The following is a 10,897-nucleotide window of genomic DNA, read 5'->3' on the forward strand; positions in this document are numbered from 1 at the left end:
GACGTCACGCTTCGATTCGTTGCCCGGTGCCATGCGCCGTGGGGGACTGCCTCATGAAAACGTCGCTGGCTCGCCTTTGCAGGCTGTTGCCCGCCCTGGTGCTGTGCTGGGCGCCCGGTGCGATGGCGGGGCACGTCATAACCGCGGTCACCGAAGAGCTGCCGCCCTACAACATGACCGTCGATGGCGAGCTGACCGGCATGGGCACCGAGGTGGTGAAGGCGGTACTGGAGGAGGCCGGCGAGGACGTGCGCATCCGTTCCATGCCCTGGGCCCGTGCCTATGACATCGCCTTGAACAACGAGAACGTGCTGATCTATTCCATCGCCCGCACGCCGCAGCGCGAGCCCTTGTTCAAGTGGGTCGGGGTGATCGCGCCGACCCGCTGGTTCCTGTTCTCGCTGCCCGGCACCGAGTTCGACCTGAAAACCCTGGACGATGCCCGGCAATACCAGATCGCCACGGTCAAGGCGGATGTCGGCGAGCAGTATCTGATCGACAAGGGCTTCGCCGTCGGCCGCAACCTGCAGTCGAGCAACAAGTACGAGCACAACTACCAGAAGCTCAAGGCGGGGCGGGTGGATCTGTGGATATCCAACGAACTCAATGCCCATTACCTGGTGCGCCAGGCCAGTGGCGATCCGAACGAGGCGGCGGTGCCGCAGCTGAGCCTGGACGACCTTGGCGGTGCGAATGGCCTGTGCATGGCGTTCAGTCGCGACACGCCGGATGAAGTCGTCGAGCGCTTCCGCCAGGCGCTGGCTCGCGTGCGGGCCGATGGGCGCTACGACGCGATTGTCGCGAAATGGCTGAAATGAACGACGACTCAACCACCACGATCAGCGAGTCGGTGCCGCGGCCGGTGGGTTCGCTCGGCCGCCGGCTGGTGCTGGCCACCCTCGGTTTCTGCCTGCTGTTCACCCTCGCCACCGTCGGGCTGCGGACCTGGACCGCCTGGCAGAACAACCTGGCGGAGATGAACGCCGAGTTGGCGCTGATCGATCAGGTGTTCCGCAGCACCCTGTCCAAGGCGATCTGGGAAATGGACAGTGATTCCCTGCATTCGCAGCTCGACAGCGTGGTGCAGGCCGCGCCCATCGGCCGCGTCGAGCTGCGGATCATCCGCGGTGGCCGCGAGCCGGAACTGGTTCAGCGGCAACGGGGTGAGCAGCCGGCCGAGCACCGCGCGCCGCGCCTGCAGCATCAGTTGAGCTACGAACCCTACGCCGGCGCCAGTGAGACGGTGGGCGAGCTGGTGCTCGAAGGCAATGAAGAACTGCTCTGGGAGCGCATGCTTGCCGAGGTCTACGACATCGTCATCACCCAGATCATCCAGTCGCTGTTGCTGGCCGGGCTGATCATGTGGATGTTCAACCGCACGGTCACCCTGCATGTGCGGCGCATTGCCCGTCACCTGACGCGGCTGACGCCGGACAATCTCGATCGCAGCCTGCGCCTTGATCGTTCGCCGAAGCGGCACGACGAGCTGAGCCTGCTGGAAGGCGGCGTCAACAGCCTGCAGGCGAAACTCTCGGCCTATCTCGAGCGCCAGCACCAGGATGAGCTGGCCCTGGTCGCGCACCGGGACCGCCTTGCCGAGCTGGTCGAGGAGCGCACTGCCGAACTGCGCGCCGCCAATGTGCAACTGGAAGAGCTGTCGCGCAGCGATCCGCTTACCGGACTGGCCAACCGGCGCCAGTTCGACGAGATCAAGGTAGTCGAATTCCGCCGTGCCCTGCGTCAGGACCAGCCGCTGGCGGTGCTGATGTGCGACGTGGATTTCTTCAAGCGCTACAACGACCACTACGGCCATGCCCAGGGCGACCAGTGCCTGCGAATGGTCGCCGACACGTTGCAGTCCGTATTCGCCCGCGCCGGCGAGGTGGTCGCGCGGCTTGGCGGCGAGGAATTCGTCGTGCTGCTGCCCGGCGTCGATGCCGAGGCTGCGCGGCGGGCGGCGGTGCGCCTGCAGCAACGCCTGGCTGAGCGCGAGTTGCCCCACGAGGCTTCCGCCGTTTCACCCTACGTGACCTTCAGCATCGGCCTGGCCGTGCTCGATCCGGACACCATGGACCAATTCGACCAACTGTTGCACCGCGCGGACGAGGCCCTCTACCGGGCCAAGACCCACGGGCGCAACTGCATTTCCGACTGATCGCATGAGGACTGCATGATGCATCCGTTTGCCTGGACCGCTTTCTTCCTCGCGTTGCTCGGCACCACCACGGCCAACGCCGGTCCGCTGCGCGTGGTGACCGAAGACACCGCCTACAGCTACCTGGAGAACGGCAAGGTAGCCGGCACGGCGAGCCGGGTCGTCGAGGCCACGCTGCAGCGCGCCGGCCTCAACGACTACCAGGTCAGCCTCTACCCGTGGGCGCGGGCGTATGACATGGCCCTGCGCGAGCCCGGCGTACTGATCTACCTGATCGCACGCACCTCCGAACGCGAAGCGCTGTTCCGCTGGGTCGGCGAGATCATGCGCATCGACTACCACTTCTACAAACTCAGCGAGCGGGACGATATCCGGGTGCCGGACCTGGAGGCGGCCAAGGCCTACCGGATCGGCGTCATGCGCGACGACGTCCGGCACCAGTACCTGCAGGCCAACGGCTTCAGCAAGATCGTGGTGAGTGCGCACAACAGCGACAACTTCAAACGCCTGGTCAACGGCCAGGTCGACCTGGTGCCGATGCCCGAGCACGACATGCTCGCCCTGTGCGCCGAGGCCGGCGTCGACCCGGTCACGGTCGAGAAGATCTTCAGCCCGCACACCTCGACGCAGCTCTACATGGCCTACAGCCGCCAGACCGACGACGACACCGTGCTGCGCACCCAGGCCGCCTTCGAGCACCTGCAGGCCGAAGGCGAGGTGGCGCGGATCATGGCGGGGCAGCCGTGAACTGACCTGGTGGCGCGGTCGGGCGGTAACTGTTCCAGGCGTCCGCGAGGGGCTGGGCGAACCTTGGTTCCGTCGCAGTAACGGTGTTTTCCGTGTATGCAGAACCATTGATTCGCCCCCCTTTTTCCTCCCAGCAGCGCCCAGCTGACTCGCCGGGCCACCAAGCTGGCCGGCACGGCAAGTCGTCGTTCCACGCCACCCCGCTAGACTGGCTTCGTCTCCACGAAAACAAGAAAAACGAATGAGTAGCACCGACGGCATGGCACTAGATAGCTGGCGCGCCAGCGCTCGCGAGTTCGATTTTGGCGGCAAGCGCATCCGCTACTGGACGGCTGGCGAAGGTGAGCCGCTGCTGTTGATCCATGGCTTTCCCACCGCCAGCTGGGACTGGCACAAGGTCTGGCAGCCACTTGCGGCGCGCTATCGGCTGGTTGCCTGTGACATGCTCGGCTTCGGCTATTCGGCCAAGCCGCGCGGGCACGCTTACAGCCTGATCGAGCAGGCCGATCTGCAGCAGGCACTACTGGCGGAGCTGGGTATCGACGGCGCGATTCATGTGCTGGCGCATGACTATGGCGACAGCGTCGCTCAGGAGCTGCTGGCGCGGCATTGCGAAGGGCGCATCGCGCTGACCAGCTGCGTGTTCCTTAATGGCGGGCTGTTCCCGGAAACCCATCATCCGGTACGGGTGCAGAAACTGCTGCTCGGGCCCTTCGGCTTCCTGCTGGGCAGGCTGTTCTCGCGGCGTACGCTCGGGGCGACCTTCGGCCGGGTGTTCGGTGCGCAGACGCAGCCGAGCGACGCCGAGCTGGACGATTACTGGCGCCTGATCGCCGAGAGCGGCGGACCGGCGGTGATGCACCGGCTGATCCGCTACATGCCCGAGCGGGTCAGACAACGCGAGCGCTGGGTCACGGCCATGCAGCGCTGCGATGTGCCGTTGCGGGTGGTCGACGGTGCGGCCGATCCCATCTCTGGTGCGCACATGGTGGCGCGCTACCGCGAGCTGATTCCGACGCCCGACACCGTGCTGCTGGAGGGCATCGGTCACTACCCGCAGGTCGAGGCGCCGGAGCGGGTGCTCGAACACTACTTCGACTTTCGTGCGCGTCTTGCTGCTGTAGAGGGTGGCAGTTGAAAAGACGACATCGTGCCCGAGCATCTGCAAGCCGAGGGGGAGAGGTGGCGCGGATTATTGCAGGCCCCCCGGTGACCTGACGGGCCAGCGAACTCCTTGGTGCCTGACCGTTCTCACATGGTAAGACTCAATGGAGAACCCGGATGAAAAGACCAATTTTGGCGTTCGCTGCCCTCGCGTCTGCTCTCCCAGCTCTAGCCGACGACCCGATGGTCGTGACTCGTCTGAATGGCATGAATATGGAGATCGAGGAGCTTGGCGTGCCTTCGGCATCCTCTGAACAGGTCGATCTGCGTGGTGTACCGGCGATCAAGGTGACCAACCGTAGCGCGGAGACCGCTTCCTGCCAATTCCATGCTCTGCCTGAGGAAACGGCCATGACGGCTACACCCGCTGCTTCGATCAGCCCGAACGAAGAGGTCGTCATGCAAGTGCCGGGTAAATATTCCGCGGGCGGCCCGATTGCCATGCTCGTCTGCAAGCCAGTAGGCGCGGCGAGTAATTGATTGGGCAGAAGATTCCACCGCCCTGAGCTGGGCTCACCGCCCAAGGGAAGAGGAGAACACCATGAACAGATACTTGCTTGCTTCCATCTCAATGGCCACGCTTTTTCTATCCGTACCGCATGCGGCCGCACAATGGCCGGCAGGCACCCCTCGTGATGACACTGGCTCGCGGGCAAGTCAGATGGGTATTCCGACCCCTCAGGAGAAGCTCGAAACACATCGAAACGAGCAGGGGCAGATCGTCACGGAGGACGGTCGGCCGGTCGAAGGTTTGTCGGACAGCGAATCGGTACCTAATCGAAATCTGCATCGGACCGAACAGGATACGGTGACCGCAGACCCACCTCACCAGTCAGCTACACCAGGCGAGCTTGAGTAACCGTTCGTCAAAGGGGGCTGCGTTGTATGCCACCGCTACCCGTTGCATGCCGAGCGCGAAGTTGGGACTCGCGCTCGGGCCGCATGAAGCGAAACGACCCCGCCGGCATTGCCTAAGCGGGGCATTTCCCGTCGCGTAACGTGCCTAACGCAGCGCTACAGCAACGCTTCACTTCATCATCGCGATCACACGGTTACGCAGTTCCGGGTCGGTCTGCACGGCTTCGTTGATGGCGTTGTACTCGTCGATGCTGATGTCGTTTTCCTCGATCACGCCGAGCATTTTCTCGTTGGCCTGCTGCTGAAGCTCACGGGCCTTGTCGGCGTCTTCGGTCTTTTGCAGCTTGCCGGTGAATTCCTCGCGGATCTCCATGATCTCGCCAAGTGATTCGGCGAAGTTCTCCAGTTTCTTTTCACTGAACTGCTGCGCCTGTGCGCCGGCGGCTGGCTGCGCGGTAGGTGCCGGGTTGGCTGATTGCGCCGATGCAAGGGGGGCGGCCAGGCCGAGGAACAGCGAGAGGATTCCGGCGAAGGCGAGACGAGCGTTGTGCTGGGTCATGTTCATTCCTGCTTCGGTTAAAGACGTATTCGTCATTGCAGCAGCTGTGCCAGCTCTGGTTGGTGTGTCTAATTGCTTGTTATTTAAAGGGTTTATCGTTTCGTCGGGGCAGGGTGGACCGGCAAAAAGGGCGTCTGTAGTGTGCCCATATGACACATGTATCAATTTGGCAGCGCCCGGCGAGCCTTCGTGGCGCGCTTCTGCTCAAGGTCATCGTGCCGCTCATGGCGATCATGTTCGGCTTCAGTTCGGTGGTGCTCTGGACGGTCGAGCGCAGCAGCGAACGGCGCCTGCAGGCCGAGGTCGAGCTGGTCGCGCGAGCGGTGCGCCTGCCGCTCAGCGCCAGCCTGGAGAAGAACCACGAGCGCACCCTGCAGCAGGTGCTGGAATCGGTGCTCGGCGTCGGTCGCGTGTATGGCGCCTATGTTTACGACCGCGATGGCAAGCTCGCGGCCTACGCCGGTGCGGTGGAACCGGATCAGGACGAGTCGGCGATCCAGCAGCTCACCGCCGGCGGCGAGCTGACTGGCACCTATCAGCGCATCAATGGCCGCCCGGTTTATTCCTACTTCGTTCCGCTGGAGGAAAGTGGCGGGCAGATCAATGGCCTGCTGCAGGTGACCCGGCGCTGGGGCGATTTCGAGCAGGACATCCGCCGCCTGCGCCTGATCGCCGCGGGCCTGGGCGGCTTGCTCGCCGGGGTGGCGCTGGTGGTGATCCTGCTCGGTCACCGCTCCGCGGTGGGCAAGCATCTGCAGCAGCTGGCGCGCAGCATGGAGCGCGTCGCGGCCGGCGAGCGCGAGCATCGTGCACCGCGCAGCGGGCCGCAGGAGATCGTCGTGCTCTCCGGCGCCTTGAATCAGATGCTCGACAGCATCGCCACCGCCGAGCGCCAGGTGGCCGAGCAGCAGGCCCGCGAAGAGCAGTTGCAGGCACGCCTGCGCCAGAGTCAGCAACTGGCGGCAGTGGGACGGCTGGCGGCTGGCGTCGCGCATGAGCTGGGAAGCCCGCTCAGTGTGATCGACGGCAAGGCGCAGCGCGTGTTGCGCGACGACGAGCTGGGCGAAACCCATCGCCGCGCGCTGTTGCAGATTCGCCAGCAGGTGGCGCGGCTCAGTGCCATCGTCCGCCAGTTGCTGGATTTCGGCCGCGCCGCAGGCTCGCCGCTGCGCAAGGTGCCCGCCGAGGTGCTGGCGCATTCGGCAGCCGCGGCGGTGGCCGATGAGCTGGCTGCGCTGCAGGTTCGTCTGGAGCTGCAGGCACCGGCGCAAACCCTGTACTGCCGGGTCGACCCGCCGCGTTTCGAGCAGGCGCTGACCAATCTGCTGCGCAATGCCGCCCAGGCCAGCCCTGGCGGATTGGTGCGCCTGCGCTGGTGGCGCGATGGTGCCGAGCTGATGTTGCAGGTCGAGGACGACGGTCCCGGCATTGCCGAGTCGAACCGAGCCGCGCTGTTCGAGCCGTTTTTCACCACCAAAGCGGTGGGCGAGGGCAGTGGGCTGGGGCTGGCGGTTGCCCATGGCGTGGTCAGTGAGTGCGGTGGACGAATCGAACTGGTCGACGGCAGCCTGCCGGGCGCGGCCTTCCGTATCGCATTGCCATTGATCGACGAGGGGGTCGAGCATGACTGAAGTGACGCAGGAGCGAGTGCTGCTGGTCGAGGACGACAACAGCCTGCGCCAGCTACTGGTCGAGGAGCTGGAAGATCGCGGCCTGCAGGTGCGTGCGCTGGCCAGTGCGGAGGAGGCGGTCGGCTCGCTGGAAAGCTGGGAGCCGGCGCTGGTGGTCAGCGATCTGCGCCTGCCCGGTGCCGATGGCATGGCGCTGTTGCGACGGGTCAGGACGATGCAGGCGGCGCCGGCATTCCTGGTGATCACCGCGTTCGGCAGCATTCAGCAGGCGGTAGCGGCGCTCAAGGAAGGCGCCGACGAGTTCCTTACCAAGCCGCTGGACCTCGAGCACTTCGCCCTGGCGGTGGCCCGCGCGCTGGAGACGCGACGCCTGCGCGACGAGGTGCGGCGCTTCCAGCAGCTGCTCAGCGACGACCGCTTCCACGGCATGCTCGGCCGTAGCCGGGTTATGCGCGGTTTGTTCGATCAGATCCGCCAGCTTGCCCGCGCCGAGGGGCCGGTGCTGGTGATCGGCGAGAGCGGCACCGGCAAGGAGCTGGTCGCCCGCGCCGTGCATGCGGAAAGCGAACGTGCCAGAGGGCCATTCCTGGCGATCAACTGCGCCGGGCTGCCGGCCGAATTGCTGGAAAGCGAATTCTTCGGCCATGTCTCTGGCGCCTTCACCGGCGCCAACCGCGCGCACAAGGGACTTTTCCAGCAGGCCGACGGCGGCACGCTGTTTCTCGACGAGATCGGCGAGATGCCGTTGCCGCTGCAGGCCAAGCTCCTGCGCGTGCTGCAGGAGGGCACGATCCGCCCGGTGGGTGCCGAGCGCGAGCTGACCGTTGATGTACGCATCATCGCGGCGAGCAACCGCCCGCTGGAAACCGAGGCCGGCCGTGAGGCCTTCCGCGAGGACCTGTTCTTCCGCCTGGAAACCTTCATCCTGCAGGTGCCGCCGCTGCGTGATCGCGAGGAGGACCTCGAACTGCTGGCCGCCGGCTTCGTCGCCCACTTTGCCGCGCGCAGCGGGCGGCCGGTGCGCGGCATCGCGCCGGCGGCACTGGCGCAGCTGCGACGCTATCCGTTCCCGGGCAACGTGCGCGAACTGCAGAACGCCATCGAGCGTGCGGTGACCTTCTGCCACGGGCGCAGCATCGAGCTGGAGCACCTGCCCAGCCGCATCGCCGACTATCGTGATGACAAGGCGCGCAGTGCCGGCGCCGAACTGCTCGCTCAGCTCAGCGATGGCCCGCTGCTACCGACTCTGGAGGAGCTGGAGCTGCGTTATATCGAGCATGTGCTAAAGCTGGTGGACGGCAACAAGCGCCGCGCCGCGGCCCTGCTCGGCATCGGCCGGCGCACGTTGTACCGTCGCCTCGGCGAGCGTGAAGACGGTTGATCGGACTCGCCGCAGGGCGCCCGAAAGCGCACACTGCCGGCCTTTTCTCAGTGAGGAGCGAACATGCTCAATAACGACGTCCTGCGCAGCCTGCGCTACACCCTCAAGGCCAGTGATGCACAGATGGCCGAAATTGCCGCCCTGGGTGGCTGCACGGTGGACGATGCCGAGGTTCGCGCCTGGCTCAGTCGCGAGGACGAGGACGGCTATCAGGAATGCCCGGACGAAGCGATGGCGCGTTTTCTCGACGGGCTGATCTACTTCAAGCGCGGCAAGGACGAAAGCCGTCCGGCACCGCCGCTGGAGCTGCCGGTCAGCAACAACCAGATCCTGAAAAAACTGCGAGTGGCCTTCGAGCTGCGCGACGAAGACCTGCAGGCGATCCTGCATGCCGCCGACCTGCAGCTGTCGAAATCCGAACTCGGCGCGCTGTTCCGCAAGCCCGGCCACAGCAACTACCGCGCCTGCGGCGATCAGCTGCTGCGCAATTTCCTCAAGGGCCTTTCGCTGCGCCAGGGTTGATCCACACCGCACGGCACCTCAAGTGGTAAATGGCCAGGCGGCCGCTACGCTGAAGCAGGCAGCTAGCCGCATGCCCGGTGCGCAGCTCGTCGCCGGGAACGCCATAACAACAAGATGACCGCCCCACGCGGCGGTGCCCTGAGGTGCGTGCCATGAAGATTCCCTGCCTGACCCTGAGCGCCCTGCTCGCGATGAGCTGTGCCGTTGCGATTGCGGCACCGACCAGTGATGAAGCACTGGAGCGCATGCGCTCGATGAAGACCACCGGCCAGTCGCTGGACATGAAAACCATCCCCCAGGATGGACCCACCGCCGACGCCATCCGCGACAACCTCAAGCGCATCAAGCTGCCGGAGGGTTTTCGCATCGATCTCTACGCCATAGTCCCGGATGCCCGTCACATGGCGGTTGGGCCTTCCAGCGGGGTGGTGTTCGTCGGCACCCGCAAGACCGATCTGTGGACGGTCACCGACCGCACCAAGAACCGCACGGCCGATGAAGTGAAGCGCTTCGCTCCGGCGATTTCCTTCACCCAGCCCGGCCCCTGCTTCAGCCCGGACGGCTTTCTGTTCGTCGCCGAGCACAACCGCGTGCTGGTGTTCCCGGCGGCGGAGTTCTTCTACGAGGGGCCGGACGTGGCAGCGGACATCGTGGTCCCGACCGGCGAGCTGATCCCAAAGGACGAGGAGAGCTACAACCACGGGGCGCGGGTCTGTGCCATCAGCCCGGACAACAAACTGACCATCTCCCTCGGCCAGCCACACAACGTGCCGCCCAAGGACAAGCTCGACCTGTACGCTGAGCACGGCATCGGCGGCATCGTGCGCATGGAGCGCGACGGCAGCAAACGCGAGGTCTACGCCACCGGTGTGCGCAACTCCGTGGGCATCACCTATAACCCGACCAGCAAGGAGCTGTGGTTTACCGACAATCAGGTCGACGGCATGGGCGACGATACGCCACCGGGCGAAATCAATCATGCGCCCAAGGCAGGAATGAAGTTCGGCATGCCCTGGTACGGCGGTGGTCAGGTGCGCACCAACGAATATGCCGACGAGACTCCGCCGGAGGGCCTGACTTCGCCGGTAGTGGAAACCACCGCTCATGCCGCCGACATGGGCCTGATGTTCTATACCGGCAAGCAGTTTCCCGAGCAGTACCGCGGCGGCCTGTTCAGCGCTCAGCGCGGCAGCTGGAACCGCACCGTGCCGGCTGGTGCGCGGGTGATGTTCACGCCGTTCGAGGCCGATGGCAGCGGTCCGTCCGGCGAGACGGTGCCCTTCGCCGAAGGCTGGCTGGATGAGGAAACCGGCGAGTACTACGGCCGCATCGTCGATGTCGCGCAGCTCAAGGACGGCTCGTTGCTGGTCAGCGACGACACCGCTGGCGCCATCTATCGCATCTCCTACCAGGGCAAGTGAGCCGCCGCGCCGGCCTGCCGTTCATGGCGGGCTGGCGCCATTCGAGGATTCCTGCATGTCGATGGTTTTCAAGCGGCGGCTGTCCCTGGCGCTGGCACTGCTGCTGGGCAGCGCCTGCCTTCCGGCCCTGGCGGCGGATCTGACCGCCGCCAAGGCCAAGGCGAAGATGTGCGCCGCGTGCCACGGCATCGATGGCATCGCCACGGTCGCCGATGCGCCGAACCTGGCCGGCAACGGCGAGCTGTACCTGGCGCGTCAGCTGCAGGCCTTCCGCTCCGGTGAACGCAAGCATCCGCAGATGAGCGTCATCGCCTCGGGACTGAGCGACGAGGATATCGCCGCGGTCACGGCCTGGTATTCGGCGATCAAGGTCAGTGTCGAATTGCCCGAGTGAGCCGCCCGCTCTGAACGTTTGCCGCTCGGCCCGGGCCTAAGCCCTGACAAATCCAGAGAGCACGC

The 10,897-nt window shown here is 65.3% G+C and carries 12 protein-coding genes; 11 read left to right on the forward strand and 1 reads right to left on the reverse strand.

The window, feature by feature from the left end:
• Positions 1-53 precede the first annotated feature (53 nt).
• The 6 genes from IEG05_RS02065 to IEG05_RS02090 all read left to right on the forward strand — a co-directional run bounded on the left by IEG05_RS02065 (position 54) and on the right by IEG05_RS02090 (position 4,925).
• The gene (locus tag IEG05_RS02065) at positions 54-818 is read left to right on the forward strand and encodes a substrate-binding periplasmic protein (RefSeq protein WP_191121574.1); all 765 of its coding nucleotides are present in this window, start codon (positions 54-56) and stop codon (positions 816-818) included.
• Entirely contained in the window at positions 815-2,155 is a 1,341-nt protein-coding gene (locus IEG05_RS02070; protein WP_191121575.1) for a GGDEF domain-containing protein, read from the forward strand. The genes IEG05_RS02065 and IEG05_RS02070 overlap by 4 nt, the downstream gene beginning before the upstream one ends.
• 15 nt (positions 2,156-2,170) lie before the next feature.
• Positions 2,171-2,902, forward strand: a complete 732-nt coding sequence (locus IEG05_RS02075; RefSeq protein ID WP_191121576.1) for a substrate-binding periplasmic protein — start codon at positions 2,171-2,173, stop codon at positions 2,900-2,902.
• 241 nt (positions 2,903-3,143) lie between these two features.
• Complete coding sequence (locus IEG05_RS02080; RefSeq protein ID WP_191121577.1) at positions 3,144-4,040, forward strand: alpha/beta fold hydrolase; 897 nt, start codon at positions 3,144-3,146, stop codon at positions 4,038-4,040.
• Positions 4,041-4,183: 143 nt separating this feature from the next.
• On the forward strand, positions 4,184-4,546 hold the full coding sequence (locus IEG05_RS02085) for a hypothetical protein (RefSeq protein ID WP_156245442.1): 363 nt from the start codon (positions 4,184-4,186) through the stop codon (positions 4,544-4,546).
• A 61-nt stretch (positions 4,547-4,607) separates the two neighbouring features.
• Positions 4,608-4,925, forward strand: a complete 318-nt coding sequence (locus IEG05_RS02090) for a hypothetical protein (RefSeq protein ID WP_191121578.1) — start codon at positions 4,608-4,610, stop codon at positions 4,923-4,925.
• Between the two features lie 168 nt (positions 4,926-5,093).
• Here the strand turns inward: IEG05_RS02090 and IEG05_RS02095 are convergent, their stop codons facing one another.
• Positions 5,094-5,483: a DUF4168 domain-containing protein gene (locus IEG05_RS02095; RefSeq protein ID WP_191121579.1), complete on the reverse strand. Its 390-nt coding sequence runs from the start codon at positions 5,481-5,483 to the stop codon at positions 5,094-5,096.
• A gap of 149 nt (positions 5,484-5,632) precedes the next feature.
• Between IEG05_RS02095 and IEG05_RS02100 the strand changes: the two genes are divergently transcribed.
• The 5 genes from IEG05_RS02100 to IEG05_RS02120 all read left to right on the forward strand — a co-directional run bounded on the left by IEG05_RS02100 (position 5,633) and on the right by IEG05_RS02120 (position 10,832).
• Entirely contained in the window at positions 5,633-7,114 is a 1,482-nt protein-coding gene (locus IEG05_RS02100; protein WP_191121580.1) for an ATP-binding protein, read from the forward strand.
• Positions 7,107-8,495, forward strand: a complete 1,389-nt coding sequence (locus tag IEG05_RS02105) for a sigma-54-dependent transcriptional regulator (RefSeq protein WP_191121581.1) — start codon at positions 7,107-7,109, stop codon at positions 8,493-8,495. Before IEG05_RS02100 ends, IEG05_RS02105 begins: the two co-directional genes overlap by 8 nt.
• Positions 8,496-8,558: 63 nt before the next feature.
• Positions 8,559-9,017, forward strand: a complete 459-nt coding sequence (locus tag IEG05_RS02110) for a YehS family protein (protein WP_125861078.1) — start codon at positions 8,559-8,561, stop codon at positions 9,015-9,017.
• A 152-nt stretch (positions 9,018-9,169) separates the two neighbouring features.
• Positions 9,170-10,438, forward strand: coding sequence for a PQQ-dependent sugar dehydrogenase (locus IEG05_RS02115; protein WP_102832978.1), 1,269 nt, complete (start codon positions 9,170-9,172; stop codon positions 10,436-10,438).
• Positions 10,439-10,493: 55 nt separating this feature from the next.
• Positions 10,494-10,832 (forward strand): c-type cytochrome, encoded by a 339-nt coding sequence (locus tag IEG05_RS02120; protein ID WP_125896647.1) that lies wholly within the window; start codon positions 10,494-10,496, stop codon positions 10,830-10,832.
• Positions 10,833-10,897 lie beyond the last annotated feature (65 nt).

The sequence above is a fragment of the Stutzerimonas kunmingensis genome (assembly GCF_014764705.1).
Lineage (GTDB): Bacteria > Pseudomonadota > Gammaproteobacteria > Pseudomonadales > Pseudomonadaceae > Stutzerimonas.

Excerpts from the sequence above, each read along its gene's own strand:
- IEG05_RS02065 (WP_191121574.1), top strand. The coding sequence starts at position 54 with ATGAAAACGTCGCTGGCTCGCCTTTGCAGGCTGTTGCCCGCCCTGGTG.
- IEG05_RS02070 (WP_191121575.1), top strand. The coding sequence starts at position 815 with ATGAACGACGACTCAACCACCACGATCAGCGAGTCGGTGCCGCGGCCG.
- IEG05_RS02075 (WP_191121576.1), top strand. The coding sequence starts at position 2,171 with ATGATGCATCCGTTTGCCTGGACCGCTTTCTTCCTCGCGTTGCTCGGC.
- IEG05_RS02080 (WP_191121577.1), top strand. The coding sequence starts at position 3,144 with ATGAGTAGCACCGACGGCATGGCACTAGATAGCTGGCGCGCCAGCGCT.
- IEG05_RS02085 (WP_156245442.1), top strand. The coding sequence starts at position 4,184 with ATGAAAAGACCAATTTTGGCGTTCGCTGCCCTCGCGTCTGCTCTCCCA.
- IEG05_RS02090 (WP_191121578.1), top strand. The coding sequence starts at position 4,608 with ATGAACAGATACTTGCTTGCTTCCATCTCAATGGCCACGCTTTTTCTA.
- IEG05_RS02095 (WP_191121579.1), bottom strand. The coding sequence starts at position 5,483 with ATGACCCAGCACAACGCTCGTCTCGCCTTCGCCGGAATCCTCTCGCTG.
- IEG05_RS02100 (WP_191121580.1), top strand. The coding sequence starts at position 5,633 with ATGACACATGTATCAATTTGGCAGCGCCCGGCGAGCCTTCGTGGCGCG.
- IEG05_RS02105 (WP_191121581.1), top strand. The coding sequence starts at position 7,107 with ATGACTGAAGTGACGCAGGAGCGAGTGCTGCTGGTCGAGGACGACAAC.
- IEG05_RS02110 (WP_125861078.1), top strand. The coding sequence starts at position 8,559 with ATGCTCAATAACGACGTCCTGCGCAGCCTGCGCTACACCCTCAAGGCC.
- IEG05_RS02115 (WP_102832978.1), top strand. The coding sequence starts at position 9,170 with ATGAAGATTCCCTGCCTGACCCTGAGCGCCCTGCTCGCGATGAGCTGT.
- IEG05_RS02120 (WP_125896647.1), top strand. The coding sequence starts at position 10,494 with ATGTCGATGGTTTTCAAGCGGCGGCTGTCCCTGGCGCTGGCACTGCTG.